The sequence below is a fragment of the Azospirillum sp. VT-I1 genome (genome assembly GCF_055698305.1).
This window is the reverse complement of record NZ_CP168803.1, coordinates 630,728-649,494: the sequence shown is the minus strand read 5'-3', so window position 1 is coordinate 649,494 and position 18,767 is coordinate 630,728. Positions and strand designations below refer to the sequence as shown.

12 protein-coding genes are annotated in these 18,767 nt (G+C 70.4%); 2 read left to right on the top strand and 10 right to left on the bottom strand.

Features of this window, described 5'->3' with window-relative positions; all coding sequences use genetic code 11:
- Positions 1–54: 54 nt before the first annotated feature.
- Positions 55–1,062: a L,D-transpeptidase gene (locus tag AB8P05_RS21445; protein ID WP_472760274.1), complete on the bottom strand. Its 1,008-nt coding sequence runs from the start codon at positions 1,060–1,062 to the stop codon at positions 55–57.
- Between the two features lie 214 nt (positions 1,063–1,276).
- On the opposite strand from AB8P05_RS21445, the gene AB8P05_RS21440 reads away from it, so the two are divergent.
- Complete coding sequence (locus AB8P05_RS21440) at positions 1,277–2,554, top strand: tetratricopeptide repeat protein (protein WP_472760273.1); 1,278 nt, start codon at positions 1,277–1,279, stop codon at positions 2,552–2,554.
- Between the two features lie 54 nt (positions 2,555–2,608).
- Here the strand turns inward: AB8P05_RS21440 and AB8P05_RS21435 are convergent, their stop codons facing one another.
- Genes AB8P05_RS21435 through AB8P05_RS21425 form a run of 3 tightly spaced genes read right to left on the bottom strand, consistent with a single transcriptional unit; the run spans position 2,609 to position 5,732 of the window.
- Complete coding sequence (locus AB8P05_RS21435; protein ID WP_472760272.1) at positions 2,609–3,313, bottom strand: ABC transporter ATP-binding protein; 705 nt, start codon at positions 3,311–3,313, stop codon at positions 2,609–2,611.
- Between the two features lie 60 nt (positions 3,314–3,373).
- Entirely contained in the window at positions 3,374–4,111 is a 738-nt protein-coding gene (locus AB8P05_RS21430) for a sulfite exporter TauE/SafE family protein (protein WP_472760271.1), read from the bottom strand.
- Positions 4,112–4,115: 4 nt separating this feature from the next.
- Positions 4,116–5,732 carry an acyl-CoA synthetase gene (locus AB8P05_RS21425; RefSeq protein WP_472760270.1) on the bottom strand — a complete coding sequence of 539 codons (1,617 nt, stop codon included), beginning with the start codon at positions 5,730–5,732 and terminating at the stop codon, positions 4,116–4,118.
- 170 nt (positions 5,733–5,902) lie between these two features.
- On the opposite strand from AB8P05_RS21425, the gene AB8P05_RS21420 reads away from it, so the two are divergent.
- Positions 5,903–6,412 (top strand): RT0821/Lpp0805 family surface protein, encoded by a 510-nt coding sequence (locus AB8P05_RS21420; RefSeq protein WP_455174345.1) that lies wholly within the window; start codon positions 5,903–5,905, stop codon positions 6,410–6,412.
- A gap of 18 nt (positions 6,413–6,430) precedes the next feature.
- Here AB8P05_RS21420 and pseG read toward each other — a convergent pair whose 3' ends face one another.
- The 6 genes from pseG to AB8P05_RS21390 all read right to left on the bottom strand — a co-directional run bounded on the left by pseG (position 6,431) and on the right by AB8P05_RS21390 (position 18,596).
- The gene (pseG, locus tag AB8P05_RS21415) at positions 6,431–7,528 is read right to left on the bottom strand and encodes a UDP-2,4-diacetamido-2,4,6-trideoxy-beta-L-altropyranose hydrolase (RefSeq protein ID WP_472760269.1); all 1,098 of its coding nucleotides are present in this window, start codon (positions 7,526–7,528) and stop codon (positions 6,431–6,433) included.
- Positions 7,529–7,686: 158 nt separating this feature from the next.
- The gene (locus tag AB8P05_RS21410; protein ID WP_455174347.1) at positions 7,687–8,412 is read right to left on the bottom strand and encodes a nucleotidyltransferase family protein; all 726 of its coding nucleotides are present in this window, start codon (positions 8,410–8,412) and stop codon (positions 7,687–7,689) included.
- Positions 8,413–8,581: 169 nt separating this feature from the next.
- The gene (locus AB8P05_RS21405) at positions 8,582–12,598 is read right to left on the bottom strand and encodes a tetratricopeptide repeat protein (RefSeq protein ID WP_472760268.1); all 4,017 of its coding nucleotides are present in this window, start codon (positions 12,596–12,598) and stop codon (positions 8,582–8,584) included.
- Positions 12,595–14,610 carry a tetratricopeptide repeat protein gene (locus tag AB8P05_RS21400; protein WP_472760267.1) on the bottom strand — a complete coding sequence of 672 codons (2,016 nt, stop codon included), beginning with the start codon at positions 14,608–14,610 and terminating at the stop codon, positions 12,595–12,597. Before AB8P05_RS21400 ends, AB8P05_RS21405 begins: the two co-directional genes overlap by 4 nt.
- Before the next feature lie 155 nt (positions 14,611–14,765).
- On the bottom strand, positions 14,766–17,075 hold the full coding sequence (locus AB8P05_RS21395) for an NADP-dependent malic enzyme (protein ID WP_472760266.1): 2,310 nt from the start codon (positions 17,073–17,075) through the stop codon (positions 14,766–14,768).
- A gap of 240 nt (positions 17,076–17,315) precedes the next feature.
- The gene (locus AB8P05_RS21390) at positions 17,316–18,596 is read right to left on the bottom strand and encodes a dicarboxylate/amino acid:cation symporter (protein WP_472760685.1); all 1,281 of its coding nucleotides are present in this window, start codon (positions 18,594–18,596) and stop codon (positions 17,316–17,318) included.
- Positions 18,597–18,767 lie beyond the last annotated feature (171 nt).

The following is an 18,767-nucleotide window of genomic DNA, read 5'->3' as shown; positions in this document are numbered from 1 at the left end:
CCCCGATGGTCCAGGCAAGACAGAATGACGGTCGGGCTCTGCGATTCGGCTTTCCTATGGCCGCCCCGCCAACCGGGCGCCGCCGCGCAGCGTCGCGATCCGTTCCGCCACATCCTCCAGCCGATGGTCGAGCGCGGTGGTCAGGCAGGACCGCGCCGCGGCGGCGACGGCCGGGTCGCCCTCCGTCCCGCTGCGGATCCAGCAGAGGGCGGCGATCCGCTCGTGGAAGCGCCGCTCCTCCTGGATCAGGTCGTAGGCCGCGGCAGCGCGGGCGGCCGGATCGGCGATGCCGGCCAGGAAGCGCTCCTGCGCGCCGCGGGCGCGTCCGTCGAGCACGGCAAGCGCCGGCACGTCGCAGATCATCCGCCGCAGCGGCGCCGTCACCGTGGCGCAGCGCGGGTCGGCCACCGGCTGCGGGGGTGGTTCCGGCGGAGGTGCCGGCGCGATGGTGGCGACGGCCGGGACCGGCAGCGGATTCGGCGTCTGCTGAACGGTCGGTACCGCCGCCTTGACCGCGACCGGAAGCGTCCTCGCCGGCTGGATCGCGGGCGGCTTCGGCGCGCCTCCCGCCAGCGAGTCCCGCACCACCCGCACCGGCGTCCCCACCTCCGCCGCGGCGAAGACGGTTTCGATGTCGGCGGGCAGCATGCGGAAGCAGCCGCCGCTGGCCTGCCGCCCCACCGAATCCGGATCGTTGGTGCCGTGGATTGCGATGGCCGGCCAGCCGAGGTCGAGCGCGAACCTGCCCAGCGGGTTGTCCGGTCCCGGCGGCACCGCCCGCGGCAGGGACGGCTTCTCCCGGCGCTGGTTGGCGGTCGGCCTCCAGGTCGGGTCGCGGCGCTTGCGCAGGATCCTGCTGTCGCCGACGGGAATCGGGACGCCGGGACGCCCGATGGCGACCGGAAAGCTGCGGGTCGCGCCGTCCGTCCCGGTCAGGTACAGTCGGCGGTCGGCAAGGCTGATGGCGATCGACGGCCCGCCGGCCGCGGTCTCCGCCGTCCGGGCCTGATTTTGCGCCGAATCCTGCGCCGCGGCCGGTGCGATCTGGGCGGCCATGGCCATGCAGAAGGCGGGCAGCCCCCACAAAAGGCACCGTGCCAGGATGGCCGCGAAGGCTGTTGTCAGGCAGGGGACGGCGCCCCGGCCGCCGCTTCCCCGAATGGTCGTAGAACCGAGCATGCGGAAAGTTGACCGCGTGTCTCCTAAAACAGGGTAAACAGCAGGGGACGACGGCTTCCGGGGGATGGGGGCCGCCCCGACAGCAAGGACGTGCATCATGGATCAGATCGAGCAGACGTTGGCCGTCGCGACGGAACATCACCGCGCCGGCCGCACCGCGGAGGCGGAGCGCCTGTACCGCGACGTGCTGGACGCGTCGCCCGGCCATCCGGACGCCCTTCATCTGCTGGGGGTCATCGCCCTGCAATCCGGCCGGGCGGAGGAGGCGGTGGACCGCATCGCCCAGGCTGTGGCCGGCGACGACGGCTCTCCCCTGTTCCATGCCAATCTGGGCCACGCCCTGCACGCCTGCGGCCGCCAGCGCGAGGCGGCGCTGAGTTTCGCCCGCGCGCTCAGCCTGCTGACCAACGAGGGCGAGGGCTGGGGCAATGTCGGCGCGCTGGCCAACCTGATCCGCCGCTATGACGACGACATCCGCGCCGACGCGGCGGCGGAGGTCGACGCCCGCTACACCATGGGCGACGTGATGCGGCGCCAGTCGCTGCTGTTCCTGCTGACCGGCGACATCGCCTATTACCGCTCCCTGGTCAACGCGGTGCTGGCCGATCCCCAGCGATTCTCGGTGCCGTCGCTGCATTACGCCTATTGGGGCATCGCCATGCGGCTGTTCCAGGGCGATGTCCGCAAGGGCGACGTCGGCGCCTTCACCCATGGCGAGTTCCGCCGCTTCTACCGCCTGCTGGTGGAGGAAACGGCGCGCCGCTACGGCCTTGACGTCCGGATGCGCAGGGCGGCCCCGCGCGCAGAGGTGAGGCGGGTGGCGCTGATCACCAACCAGATGCTGGGCGAGGGGCACCAGCCGACAACCGACGCCTTCGACTATGCCCGCCGCCTGCAGGACGACCATGGCTGCGCGGTGCTGATCGTGAACCCCAACGCCATGGCGGTGTCGGGCGAGAACGGCTTCGTGCCCGAATACAGCTACAACGTCACCGAGGAGTATGACGGCGAACAAACCATCACCGCCCATGGCGCGGCGGTGCGCATGCTGTCCTTCCCGCAGCCCCGGTTCGACGAGGAGAAGCTGACCGCCATCGTCGACGCCGTCGAGCGCTTCGATCCCGATGTGATCGTTGCCTTTGGTGCCTCCAATACCGTGGCCGACCTGTTCGCGCGCACCCGTCCGGTGGTGTTCCTGCCCACCTCCAGCGGCCTGCCGGCCTCGCTCGCCACGCTCCTGCTGGGCTACGCGCCGGAGGACAGCGCCGCCGGCTGGCCGGAGGAGGCGCGGGCGCGCTTCCGCCCCTTCTCCTTCGATTCCCGCCAGGTGGAGAAGCTGCTGGACTATGCGCGCGAGGCGCAGGGGCTGTATTGACGGATCGGCTTCGGGCCGAGTGATCGGGGTGGGGGCCGCCGCGCCCCTCCTCCCCTACAGCCCCAGATAGGCCTGCTTCACCGCGGGATCGGCCAGCAGCGCCTCGCCGGTCCCGGACAGCACCACCCGGCCATTCTCCAGCACATAGGCCTGTCCGGCGATCCGCAGCGATGCCGCGACATTCTGCTCGACCAGGATGATCGTCATCCCGTCGGCCGCCAGCGCCCGGATGATGCGGAACAGCTCCTGCACCAGGGCCGGCGACAGGCCGAGCGACGGTTCGTCGAACATGATGAGGTCGGGCTTGCCCATCAGGCAGCGGCCGATCGCCAGCATCTGCTGCTCGCCGCCGGACAGGGTGCCGGCGGCCTGGTCCAGCCGTTCGCGCAGGCGGGGGAACAGGTCCAGCACCCGGTCGTAGGTCTGCCGGGCGGTGGCACGGGCCCGCGGGATGACGGCGCCCATCTCCAGATTCTCCCGCACGCTGAGGCTGGGGAAGATCTGGCGGCCTTCCGCCACCTGCCCGATGCCGAGATCGCAGACGACATGGCTGGGCAGGCCGGAGATCTCGCGGTCCTTGAAGCGGATGCTGCCGCGGGCCGGCTTCAGGATGCCGGCGACGGCGCGGATCAGCGAGGTCTTGCCCGCCCCGTTGGCGCCGACGATGGCGGTGGTCGCCCCCGCCGCGACCTGCAGCGAAACGCCGTCGAGCGCCTGGGCGTCGCCATAATACAGGTCGAGGTCCGAAACGGTCAGCATGGCAACGGATCCGGTCGCAGCGGGGCCAAGGGATGGCGGGTGGCGCCCTCTATAGCGCGATCATTTCAGGAAGAACACCGCGCTCATCACCAGCCCGACGGCGATGATGCCCGCGCGCAGCACCGGCTTGGGGATCTTCCGCCCCACCCGCGCACCGACATAGCCGCCGGCCACCGCCGCCACCGTCATCAGCAGCGCCTTCGGCCATTCCACCGCGCCGCCGGCCGCATAGGCCACCACGGCGATGGCGGTCAGGACGGCGGAGAACAGGTTCTTCAGCCCGTTCATGGCGTTGAGGTCGGTCATCCCGAACAGGCTCAGTTGCGCCAGCAGCAGGATGCCGAGCCCGCCGTTGAAATAGCCGCCATAGACCGACACAGCGAACAGCGTGCCCAGCATCGCCCCGTTGCCGTGCAGGCCGAGGCTGCGCAGCCGCTGCGCCAGCAGGTTGCCGAAGGCGAACAGCCCGGTCGCCAGCAGCAGCAGCCAGGGAACGATGCCGCGGAACACCGAATCCGGCGTCACCAGCAGCAGCCCCGCCCCGGCCAGACCGCCGACGAGGCTGACCACCGACAGCAGCGGCAGGCTGAGGTTGCCGACCGGCGTCAGATCCTGCCGGTAGCCATAGACCCCGCTGGCATAGCCGGGCAGCAGGGCGACCGTGCCGGTCGCGTTGGCGGCGACCGGCGGGACCCCGGCATAGATCAGCGCCGGCAGGGTCAGGAAACTGCCCCCGCCGGCAACGGCATTCATCGCCCCGGCCAGGAAGGCCGCGACCAATAAAATCAATTCCGTCATGATATTAAGAGCGATTCCTCAACTCCCGGCGAATGATCTTGCCGGTGGTGGTCATGGGAAGGCTTTCAAGGAATTCGATCGCCCGGGGATATTCGTGGGCGGCCAGCCGCGTCTTCACATGCTCCTGGATCGAGGCGACCAGGGCATCGTCCGCCGTCACCCCCTCCTGCAGGACGACGAAGGCCTTGACGATCTCCGTGCGCAGCGGGTCGGGCACGCCGACCACCGCCGCCATGCGGACGGCGGGATGGCCGATCAGGCAGTCCTCGATCTCGCCGGGACCGATGCGGTAGCCGGCCGAGGTGATGACGTCGTCGTCCCGTCCGACGAAGCGGATGTAGCCGTCCGCGTCCAGTTCCCCCTGATCGCCGGTGACCAGCCAGTCCCCGACGAACTTCGCCGCGGTGGCGTCGGGGTTGTTCCAATAGCCGAGGAACATCACCGGGTCCGGACGGCGCACCGCGATCAGGCCGATCCGTCCCGGCGGCAGCCGGTTGCCCTCCCCGTCGATCACCGCCACGTCATGGCCGGGAACCGGGCGCCCCATGATACCGGGCTTCGGCGCCATCAGCGTGGCGGCCGAGGAAACGATCATGTTGCATTCGGTCTGGCCGTAGAATTCGTTGATGGTGACGCCGAAGGTCTCCCGCCCCCAATCGAGCAGCCCGGCGCCCAGCGTCTCGCCGCCGCTGGCGACGGAGCGCATGGCGATGGCGTGGCGTTCCCTCGGCGCCTTCACCGCCCGCATCATCTTCAGCGCCGTCGGCGGCAGGAAGGCGTTGCGCACCTGGAACTCGGCCAGTAGGGCGAAGGCAGCCTCCGCCTCGAACTTCTCGAACCGGTGGGAGACCACCGTCACGCCATGGTGCCAGGCCGGCAGCAGCACGTCGAGCAGCCCGCCGATCCACGCCCAGTCCGCCGGCGTCCAGATGCGGTCGCCCGGCTGCGGGAACAGGTCGTGCGACATCTCCACGCCCGGCAGGTGGCCCAGCAGGACCCGGTGCGCATGCAACGCCCCCTTCGGCTGGCCGGTGGTGCCGGAGGTGTAGATGATGAGAGCGGGGTCGTCGGGACCGGTGTCTGCCGAGATGAAGTCGTCCGACGCCGCGTCGCACAGCCCGTGCCAGTCGTGGCAACCCGGCCCCGATCCGTCGATGCGGAAGACGGCGCGCAATTCCGGCAGGCGGTCGCGGATCTGGGCGATCTTGGCCGCCCCGGCGGCGTCGGTCACCACGGCACGGGCGCCGCAGTTGGCCAGCCGGTATTCCAGCGCCTCCACCCCGAACAGCGAGAAGAGCGGCACCGCGATGCCGCCCAGCTTGTAGACGGCGACATGGCTGACGGCGGTTTCCGGCGCCTGGGGCAGCAGGATGCCGACCCGGTCGCCGCGGCCGACGCCCTGGGCGGCCAGCACGTTGGCGAAGCGGTTGGACAGGGCGCGGATGTCGGCGAAGCGGTACTCCTCGACCCCGCCGTCGCGCCGCTTGTGGATCAGGGCGATGCGGTCCGGTTCGGACTCCGCCCAGCGGTCGCAGACGTCGACGCCGATGTTGTAGCGGTCGGGGACGCGCCAGGCGAAGGCGCGGGACACCCCGTCATAGCTGTCCGCGTTGGGCAGCATGTTCGTTCCCTCCCAAGGACTTGTCGTCGATTCCTTTGTGGAACCGTTGGCCCGATCATAGGGGCAAGCGAGGCACCGCGTCACGCGCCGGGAATAAGATGCGGGTCAGCCATGTTGATGGCGTCAGGAACGAACAGTTTCGTGACGATCTCAACAGGACGAGAGCCACCATGAAAGCCAGCCCCTTCCTCGCCGCCGCGCTGTCCGCCAGCCTGCTCGCGGCCCCGCTCGCCGGCTGCGCCCAGCCCGGCTATGGCGACTCCTATGGCGGCGTCAGCGCCAACAAGCAGACGGCCGGCACCGTTCTGGGCGGCGTGGTCGGCGGCCTGGCCGGTTCGCGCTTCGGCGGCGGCAGCGGCAAGCTGGTGGCGGTCGGCGTCGGCACGCTGCTGGGTGCGGCACTGGGCAACGCGGCCGGCGCCTCGCTCGACCGTGCCGACCAGAATTATGCCCAGCAGGCGGCGGTCAACGCCTACAGCGCCCCCACCGGCAGCACCATCCGCTGGAACAACCCGGAGACCGGCAATTACGGCAGCTACACGCCGGTGCGCGAGGGCACCGGGCCGCAGGGCCAGCTCTGCCGCGAATACCAGACCACCATCGTGGTCCAGGGCCGTACCCAGCAGGGCTTCGGCACCGCCTGCCAGCAGGGCGACGGCACCTGGCGCGTGGTCAGCTGACGGCGTGAGGGAGCGGGGTCAGGCCAGCGCCGTGCGCCGCCGGGCGGTGCTGCCGGCCGAGCGGGACGGCGCAGGACCGGTCAGGGCGCGGGCGATGCGCACCGCTCCCTCCCCGTCCAGTGGCAGGGCGGCGGCGGCTTCCTGCATCCGCTGCCGCCGCAGGGCATCCGCCCAGAGAGCGAGCGCTCGCTTGGCAATGGCCGCCGCGGCGCCCGCCGGATCGCTTCCGCGGGCGTCCACCGCCTCGCTCCAGCCGAGGTCGGCGGCATCGCCGCTCGCCATCGCCTGATTGTCGGCGGTGACCACCAGCAGGGTCGGCACTGCCAGCGCCGCCAATTCCCCCATGGTGCCGCCGCCCGCCGAGACCGCCAGCCCGCTGTCGGCCATCAGCGCGCCCATGCGCGGGCAATCGATCTCCACCGTCACGTCGGGGCCGAGACGCCCGGCAAGCGCCGCCAGTTCCGCAGCGCGCGGGTTGCTGCCGCCGACGACCGCGACGATGCGGCAGCCGTCGGGCCGGGCGGCGGCGAGCGCCTCCACCACCGGACCGGTCAGGCCCAGCGGGTCGGAGCCGCCGAAGGTCACCAGCAGGACGGATCGTTCCGCGACGCTCCGCCGCGGCTCGCGGGCCGCAAGGCGCACCTCCCGCCGCAGCGGGGCGTAGCCGGGCCCCAGCAGCAGCAGGGCGCCGGGCGCCATCGCCCCATAGGGGAGTGCGGCCGCCTGCGGTGCCGCATTGACGACGAGGTCGGCATGCAGCGGGGTGCCGTCGCCCAGGTCGTCCCAGGCCAGCACCCGCGCGCCCGCCGCCTGCAGCCCGGCGCGATAGGCTTCGCCGAAGCGGTAGCCGTCCAGCATCACGGCGCTGCCATGCTCCCGCCGCAGCAGCGAGCGGGTGGCGGCCAGATCCGCCGCCTCCCCCACCGGGCCGGCGATGGAGACGTGGCGGAAGCCGTCCGCCGAAAGCCGACGGTCGATGGCGGGGGTGGATTCCACGGCGGCGAACAGCGTCTCGTGCCCCTGGTCGCGCAGGGCCTCGGCAACGGCGAGGCAGCGCATGACATGGCCGGTGCCGATGGTCGGCGAAGCGTCGGCTCGGATGAGGATGACGGCCATGGCACTGGTCCGGAAGATACGGCGTGGCTGTCCTGCCACGGCGCGCGGGATCGAGTCGGCCAGCATCTTGGCCCGGCACCTTGCGTCTGTCCAGCGACAGACCGCGGCGCGCGCAGGGGCAAATTGCGGCCTTCAGGACAAGCCGTCGGGACGCTCCTTCAGGACTCCCGGCCGGCGATCACGCTGGCGGCGGTGGCGAGGCTTTCCGGCGTGCCGATGTCGAGGAAGCGAGCCTTGGCGACATGGGCGTTCAGCGTGCCGGGCGGCAGCTTCTCCAGCACGTCGCGTTCCAGCGAGACCGCACCCGCCGCGACGAAGCGGTCGAGGAAGGCGGCGGAGAATAGATAGACCCCGGCATTGATGGTGCCGGCCCCGGCGGCCTTCGCCGGAAAGCTGCGGATGCGGCTGTCAGGCCCGATCTCCACCCTGACGAAGCGGGAGGCATCCTCCACCGTCACGCACAGGACCGACGCCTCCGCCCCCGACAGCCGGTGCGAGGCGACGAAGGCGCGCAGATCGGCATCCAGGAAAGTGTCGCCGTTCACCACCAGGATGGTGCTGCTGCGCAGTTCCTTGCGCACATAGCCGAGCGCCCCGGCAGTGCCAAGCGGACGCGGCTCGATCTGGCAGACCACGTCGATGGTGCCGGCCGAATCGCCGCGGGCGAGCCAGGCGGTCACCCGGTCGGCCAGATGGCCCAGGCACAGCACGACGCGGCGGGAGCCGTATGTGGACAAATAGTCGAGCAGATGGCCGAGGAAGGCGCGGCCCGCGATGGGGGCCAGGACCTTCGGCGTGTCGCCCAGAACGCCCCGGATGCGCGTGCCCAGCCCGCCGGCGAGCACCGCGACGTCTATGTTGGCAAGAGCGTCCTCAGACCGCACCGACCGTCCTTTCCCTCAAAGCCCGCTTGTGCCGACCGGCCGACGATGCAGCTTACGACGGCGCGGGCGCCGGGTCATCCACCCTGCGCGGGTCCCGGCGGGCATAGTCGATAATGGGCGCGCACGGGAATCGCAATGCGGAATCGCGCTGACGCTTCCGCTCGGATGGTCAGGGCGCTGCGCCATGGGCATCAGCCAGACGGTGAAGGCGTCGTGCCACCTTGGACAAAGCGGCGTCATGCCCGGCCGGATCGCCGACCACTGCCATGGAGGGGAACCAGGGCCGGACGGCCGTTCCAAGGCACGTCCAGTCGCCCACGCCCCTGCCGATCCGCCAGACGGGAACGCCCAGCGCGGCGGCGAGTTCCCCCACCGCCGTGGGGGCCGTGACGACGAGGTCGAGGCCGGCCATCAGCGCCGCCACCCCCTCCAGGTCGTTGCGCTGGTCGAGGTCGGGCCAGTGGTGCAGGGTCGCGCCGAAGCGCCGCAGCGCCTCCGCCCGTTCCGCCGCATGCTCGTCATACTGCAGGCTGACGAAGGCGATGCCCGGCACGGCGAGGACCGGTCCCCATTGGCCGATGCGGCTGTAGGCGCCGGCCCGGTCCGCCGTCATGCGGCTGCTGCGCCAGCAGATGCCCACCCGCAGGCCTGGGCCGAGGGCCGCCAGCCGCGCACACCACGCCGCGGCCAGCGTCCGGTCGGGCGCCAGGAACGGGCCGGTTGCCGGGAAATGCCGCAGGCCGGGCCGCAGCCGGGCGGCGATGCCGCCCATCGGCGCATGGAAATCGGCGTCCGCAGCGCCGATCCGGTGATCCGGCGTCGGCGCCCGCACATCGGCACCGGGCAGGGCGCGGGCGAACAGGCGGGTCAGACGCGCATCGCATTCGACGATCACCCGCCCGGCGCGGCCGACCAGATCGGGCAGTACGGTTCCGAACAGGATCTCGTCGCCAAGCCCCTGCTCGCCCCACACCAGGATGCTGCGTCCGGTCAAATCCTCTCCCCGCCATTCGGGAATGCCGAGGCGGCGGGCAAACGCATCGCCGGCGGCGAAACGGTGGGCGTAATCCTCCCAACCGCCGGCGATATCGCCGTCCGCCAGCCGCAGCAGGGCGCGGTTCATGTGCGCCTCGCCCCGGCCGGGTGCGAGCCTCAGGGTCCGTTCGGCACAGGCGCGGGCCAGTCCGCGCTCTCCCCGCATCAGCGCCGTATGGCCCTGGTTGAGCAGGATGTCCGGCAGGCCGGGGGCGAGCGCCAGCGCCCGGCGGTGGGCATGCCCGGCTTCGCTCCACCGCCCCAGCCCGGCCAGGGCCATCCCCAGGTTCGACCAGCCCTTGGGCGAGGCCGGCGCGAGGTGCAGGGCCCTGCGGCTCTGACGAACGGCCTCCTCGAAGCGCCCCAGCCCCTTCTGCGCCGCGGCGGCGGTTGTCGGCACCCCGGCGAGGGCCGGCGACAGTGCCGCCGCACGGGCGCAGGCGGCCTCCGCCTCGGCATGGCGCCGGTCGGCGAGCAGGGCTGCGGCGAGGTTGCCCCAGCTCTCGGCCAGCGCCGGGCGCAGCCGGAGGGCGCGGCGATGCAGGGCGGCAGCCTGCCCCGATGCACTGGCCGTTTGGAGGGCGACGCCGAGATTGCCCATCGCCTCGGTGAAGGCCGGATTCAGCGCAAGCGCCTGCCGATGCCAATGGATGGCGGCCCCCGTCCTGCCCGACCTGAGCAGGGTGAGGCCGCCGTTGGTCCAGGCCGGCGGATGCAGCGGATCGGCCGCAATGGCCCTGCGGTGAAGGTCGGCGGCCTCGGCAAGCCGGCCCTGCCGATGCAGGGAAACCGCCTGCTCGGCCAATGCCTTGCTCGATAATTCCGAACCGCCGCCTGAAGATGGGCCGGTCTTTGAGGCGAGCGCCGTCAGGCTGCGGGCCATGTCGTCCAGCGTCGCCGACAGGGGCTCGCCGGGCCGGGGCTGGAACAGGCGCATCGACGGATACCAGGGGCGCACCCCCGTCCCCAGTTGCGTCCAGTCGCGACCGCCGAAGCGCCAGACCGGGGCGCCCAGCGCGCCGGCCAACTCGCCCACCGACATCGCCGGCGAGATGACGAGGTCCAGCCCGGCGATCAGTGCCGCCACGCCGTCGAAATCGTCCTTGCGGTCCAGGTCGTCCCAGCGATGCAGGCGTATGCCGAAGCGCCGCTCGGCCTGCCGGACCTCCTCCTCGACATCGCCATACTGCAGCACCACCCAGTGGATGCCCGGCAGCGCGAACAGCGGCGCCCAGGCATCGAGCGGCAGATAGGCCGTGCTGCGCTCCGCCGTCATCATCTGGCTGCGCCAGCCGATGCCCACCCGCAGGCCGGGGCCGAGCGCCTCCAGGCGTCCGCGCCATCGCTCCACCAGGGCGGCGTCGGGGACCAGCCAGGACGGGCGCGGCGGGAAATCGGCCAGCCGACGGCGCAGGACCCGCGGCAGGGAGCCCATCGGCACATGGCGATCATAATCCGGGATCGGCATGACCTCCCGCCCCTGCCCGTCGACCGCCTGCGCCCTGACCCGGATGCCCGGGAAGGAGCGGGCGAACAGCGGCACCAGCCGGGAATCGACCTCCAGGATGGTGGAGACGGCGCGACCGGCCAGTTCGGCGCAGAGGGCGGAGAACAGGATGACGTCGCCCACCCCCTGCTCCCCCCAGACCATCAGGCGCCGGCCGGTCAGCTCCTCGCCGCGCCAGGGCTGGGCGCGGGGCTGGCGTCCCTGCCCGACCTGCCCCGACCCGAAGCGCCAGGCATAGCCGGGCCAGCCGTGGTCGAGGTCGCCGGCCTCCAGCCGCAGCAGGCCCTTGTTGAAATGGGACAGCGACAGGTCCGGACGCAGACACAGGGCGCGGTCATAGCAGCGCTCCGCCCCCGCCGGATCGCCGAGCCGCTGGCGCGCCAGACCCAGATTGCTCCAGGCCTCGCCATAGGCGGGATCCAGCGCCAGCGCGCTGCGATAGCAGTCCGCCGCTCCGGCATGGTCGTGCCGGCCCTGGCGCAGGTGGCCCAGATTGTTGCGGGCCGGGGCCTCCAGCGGAGCCGTGAGGATGGCGCGGCGCTGCGACCGTACGGCCTCATCGAAGCGTTCGGCATTGCGCAGGGCGTTGCCGAGGTTGGTGTGGGTTTCTGCCAGGGCCGGATCAAGCGCCAGGGCCGTATACCAAGGCCGCCATGCCTCCGCCGTGCGGCCGGCAGCGTGGCGGGCATTGCCCAGATTGTTCCAGGCCCCGGCGAAATCGGGACGGTGGCCGATTGCCTGCCGGTGCAGCGCCTCGGCCTCGGCATGGCGGCCTTGGGCGTGGCGGATGCTGCCGAGATTGTCCAGCGCCTCCGCATAGCCGGGCTCGATGGCCGTCGCCGCATCGAAACAGGTGGCGGCATCCTCAAGCTGACCAAGAGCTTTAAGGCAAAGCCCCAGGCCATTGAGGCAGAACGAATTTCTTGGGTCAATCCGCAACACATCGGCATAGCGTTCCGCCGCTTCCGCCGTCTGCCCGGCGGCATGGAGCGCGGCGGCCAGGGCGGACAGCGCCGTCGGATCGGCAACGCCGCCGCCGAGCGTCGCGGCCATGCGCAAAGCGTCGGCGGCCTCCGCCAGTCTGCCGAGATGGCGCAGGCTGACCGCAAGGTTTGTCCAGGGGCGCGGGTCGCCGGGCAGCAGTTCCGCCGCCTTCCCATGCGCCTCCAGCGCGTCTTCCGCCCGGCCGAGCCCTTGCAGGGCGGCACCGAGATTCAGGTGGGCGTCGGCCAGACCGGGAGACAGGCGGGCGGCCTCGGCATATTGGACGGCCGCCTCCGCCAAGCGTTCCTGTCCCGCCAGCACCAGCCCGAGATTGAAATGGGCGCCGACATGGCCGGGATCGCGGCCCAACGCCTGCCGCTGTGCCGCCTCCGCCTCGTCCAGCCTTCCCAGCCGCTGCAGAACGATGCCGCGGTTGGCGTGATAGTCCGCCACATCCGGCGCAAGTTCGACAGCTTTATCAATCAGGCCAATGGCTTGTTCGTTTCTGTTGAGCTGATGACAGAGAACGCCAAGCAGGTGCAGGGTGTCGGCGTGACGCGGCTCCGCATCCAGAACCCGCCGATACAGCGGCTCGGCATCCGCCAGGGCGCCGGCCTGATGGTGGCGCAGCGCTTCCGCGAACCAGTCGGCAATGCTCACAGGCCACCTTCGGAAAGTCGAGCAACCATCTGTGCTGCCTGGGGAATCGCGTCGGCGATGCCGGCGCCGTCCAGGGGATGGATGCAGCGCATGGTCGGGAACCAGGGACGCACCGCGGTGCCGAGCTGGGTCCAGTCACGCCGGCCGAGCCGCCAGACCGGTATGCCGAGCGCCGCCGCCATCTCCCCGGCGGAAGACGCCACGGTGACCGCCAGATCCAGGTTCGCCATCAGGGCCGCCGTGCTCTCCAGATCGCCGATCTGGTCCAGGTCCGGCCAGCGGTGGATGCGCAGGCCGAAACGCCGCTCGACAGCCGCGATCTCCTCCTCCCGTCCGTCATATTGCAGGCTGACCGGATGCAGGCCCGGAAGGCGCAGCAAGGGAAGCCAGTCCTCAAGCTCGGTGTAGGAGCGGCGGCGTTCGGTGGTGAGGCGCCGGCTGGTCCAGGCGATGCCGACCGCCAGGCCGGGGCCGAGCGCATCCAGCCGCTGCCGCCATGCCGCCACCCGGTCCGGGTCCGGTTTCAGCCAGCCGGCGGGCGGCATCGGGACGGGCGCCGTCCCCCACAGCAGCCGCGGCAGCGACCCGAAGGGCAAATGGCAATCGGCGTCGGCCGGCCGGCGTGTCGGCGCCCGAACGATCGTACCGGGGAAGGATCGCTGGCACAGCGAGACCAGCCGCGGCTCGCATTCGACGATCGCGTCGGGAAAGCGGGCAATGGCTTGCGGCAGCAGGGCGCCGAACATGAACTCGTCGCCCAGCCCCTGCTCCGCCCACAGCAGAAGCCGGCGGCCGGCAAGGTCGTCCCCCTCCCATTCCGGGATGTCGAACGGCCGTCGGGGCCGCAGCCGGCCGGACTCGAAGCGGGCGGCGTAATCCTCCCACCCCTCGGCCAGCCGGCCCTGGCGCAGGCGCAGGATGGCGCGGTTGAAGCGGGCGAGCGCCTGCGCCGGATCGGCGTCGAGCGCGCGGGTGAACTCCTGCTCCGCCCGATCCTCCTCGCCCAACTCCTGGAGGGCGAGCGCCAGATTGGTGTGGGCGGCGGCATAGCCGGGACGCAGGTCCAGGGCGCGGCGCTGAAGGTCGGCGGACTCCGCGGTGCGGCCCTGCAGGCGGCGGATGGTGCCGAGGTTGGTCATCGCCTCCGCCATCGCCGGAGCCAGCCGTTGCGCGCGGGCGAAGGCCAGTGCCGCGGGGTCGATGCGGTCGGCGGCCTGCAGGGCAAGACCGAAGGCGTTCCACGCCTCGGCATCCGCCGGCTCCAGCACCAGATAGCGGCGGTAGGCGGGCTCGGCATCCTCGCCACGGCGCTGCAGGGAGCCGGCCAGCGCCAGCAGGGCGGCGGCATGGTCGGGCCGGCGGGCCAGGGCGGCGCGCAAGGCCGCCTCCCCCTCTTTGGCACGCCCGAGGTCGAGCAGGGCGAGCCCCAGCGCGGCGCGCGCTTCGGTCAGGGCCGGGTTGGCGACCAGGGCACGCCGCAGCAGCGGCTCCGCCTCCGCCGACCGGCCCAGGCTGCGCAGCACGGTGCCGAGATTGCCCTCCGCCTCCGCATAGTCGGGACGGGCGCGCAGGGCCGCGCGGTAGGCGGTGGCCGCCTCCTCCGCCTTGCCTTGGGCGTTCAGGGCATTGCCCAGCGTGTTGGCCGCTTCGGGGAACGGGTTGCGCAGACGCAGCGCGTTGCGCGCCGCCCGCTCCGCCTCCCCCGGCCGGCCCAGGGCCTGCAGGGCGTAGGCGAGGTTGGCATGGTAATCGGGCACGTCGCGCTTGGCCGCCACCGCTTGGCCGATCAGGTCGGCGGCCTCGGCAAAGCGGCCGGTCTGGCAGGCGATCATGCCCAGCAGGTGGAGCGCATCGGGCTGGCGCGGCTGGATGCCGATTGCCTGACGGTAAAGGGCTTCCGCCTCCGCCAGACGGCCGGATTGGTGCAGCGGCACGGCTTGGCCGACCAGCGCCGCGGCGGTGGCGGCGGCGTTGCTGGCGCCATTGCCGGATTTGCGCTGGTTGCGGTTCATGCCCCTGCCGTTCCCGTTGGCTACGGGTAAGGGATAGCACGAATTCAGCGCAGGGGAATGGGGCGTGGCGCTGCCCTTGCGGTTGCCCCCTCCCCATCCCTCCCCGCTTCGCGGGAGAGGGGGCAGGAGAGGGCATTCGCGCCTGAGTCTCCGCCTTACGCCACGCCCAGCGGCGGGGTCGGGGCGGCGTTGACCGGGTCGGCAAGCTGGGCGTCGACCACGGCGACGGCGGTCATGTTGACCAGACCGCGGGTGGTGACCGACGGGGTGACGATGTGGACCGGCCGCTGGACGCCCAACAGGATCGGGCCGACATTCTGCGCCTCGCCCAGGATCTTCATCATGTTGAAGGCGATGTTGGCGGCGTCCAGGGTCGGCATCACCAGCAGGTTCGCCTCGCCCTTCAGGCGGCTGTCGGGCAGCAGTTCCTTGCGCAGGGCCGGGGCGAGAGCGGCGTCGGCGTGCATCTCGCCGTCGATCTCCACATCCGGCATCTGTTCGGACGCCAGTTCCACCGCGGCGCGCATCTTGCGGGCGGACGGCGTGTCGGCGCTGCCGAAGTTGGAGTGGGACAGCAGGGCCACTTTCGGCTCGATGCCGAAGCGCTTCACCTCATCCGCCGCCAGCCGGGCGATCTCGGCCACCTGTTCGGCGGTCGGGTCGGGGTTGACGTAGGTGTCGGTTATGAAGTGGACGCCCTTCTGCGAGATCAGGGCGTTCATCGTCGCGGCGACCTTCACGCCTTCACGCAGGCCGATCAGGCCGCAGATGTGGGCCCAATGCTCGTTGAAGCGGCCGGTGGTGCCGCAAACCAGCGCGTCGGCCTCGCCGCGGCGGACCATCAGCGCACCGAAGACGGTCGGCTGGGTGCGCACCACATTGGCGGCATGGCTGGGCGACACGCCGCGGCGGCCCATCAGCTTGCGGTAATGTTCGGTGAAGTTGTGATAGCGCGGGTCGCGGATGATCTCGATGACCTCCACGTCCTGGCCGATCTTCAGGCGCAGGCCCATCTCGGAGATCACCCGCTCGATCACCTCGCGGCGGCCGATCAGCACCGGCTGGGCGATGCCGTCGTCCACCACCACCTGGGCGCAGCGGATGACGCGCGGATCCTCGCCCTCGGCATAGACGACGCGCTTGGGCGCGGTCTTGGCCTTGGTGATGACCGGCTTCATGAACAGGCCGGAGCGGATGACATACTGGTTCAGCTGGTCGCGGTAAGCACGGAAATCGGGAATCGGCCGGGTGGCGACGCCGGATTCCATGGCGGCCTTGGCGACGGCCGACGACACCTCCACGATCAGGCGGGGGTCGAAGGGCTTGGGCAGGATGTAGTCCGGGCCGAAGCGCAGCGATTCACCGACATAGGCCGCCGCCACCACGTCCGACGGCTCGGCACGGGCGAGGTTGGCCATGGCGTGGGTCGCCGCGATCTTCATCTCCTCGTTCACCGTGGTGGCGCCGACGTCCAGCGCACCTCGGAAGATGAAGGGGAAGCACAGGACGTTGTTGACCTGATTGGGAAAGTCGGAGCGGCCGGTGGCGATGATGGCGTCCGGACGGGCTTCGCGGGCCAGATCCGGCATGATCTCCGGTTCCGGGTTGGCGAGCGCCAGGATCAGCGGCTTGTCGGCCATGCGGGCCAGCAGCTCCGGCTTCAGCACCTTGGCCCCCGACAGGCCGAGGAAGATGTCGGCGCCGTCGATGACGTCGGCCAGCACGCGGGCGTCGGTCGCCTGGGCGTAGGCTTCCTTGTACTCGTTCATCTCCTCGTTGCGGCCCTTGTGGACCACGCCGATGCGGTCGACCAGCCAGACATTCTCGCGCCGGACGCCCAGCGACAGCATCAGGTCCAGGCAGGCGATGCCGGCGGCACCGCCGCCGGTGGAGACGACCTTGACCTTGGAGATGTCCTTGCCGACCAGCGCCAGACCGTTCAGGACGGCGGCGCCCACCACGATGGCGGTGCCGTGCTGGTCGTCGTGGAACACCGGAATCTTCATGCGCTCGCGGCAGCGGCGCTCGATCTCGAAGCAGGCGGGGGCGGCGATGTCTTCCAGGTTGATGGCGCCGAAGGTCGGCTCCAGACGGACGATGGTGTCGACCAGCGCATCGACGTCCAGCTCGTTCAGCTCGATGTCGAAGCAGTCGATGCCCGCGAACTTCTTGAAGAGGACGGCCTTGCCCTCCATCACCGGCTTGGCGGCATGGGGACCGATGTTGCCCAGGCCCAGCACGGCGGTGCCGTTGGTGACCACGGCGACCAGATTGGCGCGGGAGGTCAGCTCCGCCGCCTTCGACTGGTCCTCGGCGATGGCGGTGCAGGCATGGGCAACGCCCGGCGAGTAAGCCAGCGCCAGATCGCGCTGGTTGGCCATGGGCTTGGTCGCGACGATCGCCAGCTTACCGGGCCGCGGGTTGCGGTGATACTCAAGCGCCATTGCTTCAAAATCGCCGGACATCGGGTCTCTTCCTCCGGTTAACGAGATTTCAGTTAATTCTTTGCGTTCGCGTCACCTGATCGGCGGTTATAGCCCATTCGGACTGAGGCGCCAACCATCCCCGGCAAACGGTAAGGGGACGATTCGAACCAAATCGAACCGTCCCCCTTACCTTACAGGATCCTTGGACGGGCCGGATGGATCATCTTTGGAATTTCCAAATCCGGCCCCGCATGCGTGACGCGTGTCTTTTGCGTATCGTCACAGCCGCGCCAGCGCCGGCTCCTTGAAGTGCTGCTGATACTCGGCGACAGCCTTGGTCTCGTCGAACTCGCCTTCCATCTTGGCGACGACGACGGTGGCGACGCCGTTGCCGACCAGGTTGGTCAGGGCGCGGGCTTCCGACATGAAGCGGTCGACGCCCAGCAGCAGGGCCAGCCCCTCGATCGGCAGGACGCCGGTGGCCGACAGGGTGGCGGCCAGCGTCACGAAGCCGCCGCCGGTCACCGCCGCCGCACCCTTGGAGGTCAGCATCAGGATGACCAGGATGTAGAGCTGCTGCCAGATCGTCAGGTCGACGTTGAAGGCCTGGGCGATGAAGATTGCGGCCATCGACAGGTAGATGGAGGTGCCGTCCAGGTTGAAGGAATAACCGGTCGGGATGACGAGACCGACGACATGCTTGGAGCAGCCGAACTTCTGCATCTTCTCCATCATCCGCGGCAGCACGGATTCGGAGGAGGAGGTGCCGAGCACGATCAGCAGTTCCTGGCGGATGTAGCGGATGAAGTTCCAGATGCTGAAGCCGTAGGCCTTGGCGATGCCGCCCAGCACGACGAACACGAAGATCGCCATGGTGATGTAGACCGACGCCATCAGTTGGCCCAGCGCGGTCAGCGAGGAGATGCCGTACTTGCCGATGGTGAAGGACATGGCGCCGAAGGCACCGACCGGGGCGACGCGCATCAGGATGCCGATCACGCCGAAAAGGGCATGGCCGATCTTGTCGAAGATGTCCTCGACCACCTTGCCCTTCTGGCCCATGGCGGACAGCGCGACGCCGAACACCACGGCGAAGAACAGGATCTGCAGCATGTCGCCCTGGACGAAGGCCCCGACGACATTGTCCGGCACGATGCCGACGACGAAGTCGATGAAGCCGTGTTCCTTGGCGGTGGTGGCGTATTTCTGCACCGAATCGGCCTGGAGCTGGCCCGGAACGATGTTCATGCCGGCGCCCGGACGCACGAGGTTGACGACCAGCAGGCCGATGCCAAGCGCGAAGGTGGTCACAACCTCGAAATACAGCAGCGCCTTGCCGCCGACCTTGCCGACCTTCTTCAGGTTGCCGATCGAGGAGATGCCGGTCACCACCGTCAGGAAGACGATCGGGCCGATCACCATCTTGACCATCTTGATGAACAGGTCGCCCAGCGGCTTCATCTGCACCGCGACGGACGGATAGAAATGGCCCAGCAGGATGCCGATGGTGATGGCGGTCAGAACCTGGAAGGTCAGGTTGGTGTAGAAGGGCTTCTTCACCGTGCCCGGCCGGCCGGCGATGGCGTCTGCGCTCATGCTGCTCTCCTCGTGGCGTTCCTCAGAACGGCGTTCCTGACGGGGCGCCCGTTCTTTCGTCCGGCATTGGCGCCGGCTGGGCGGGCGGCCCCCAACTGATTGCCAGTGAAAGCAAGCGGTGGGCCAATTGCTGAA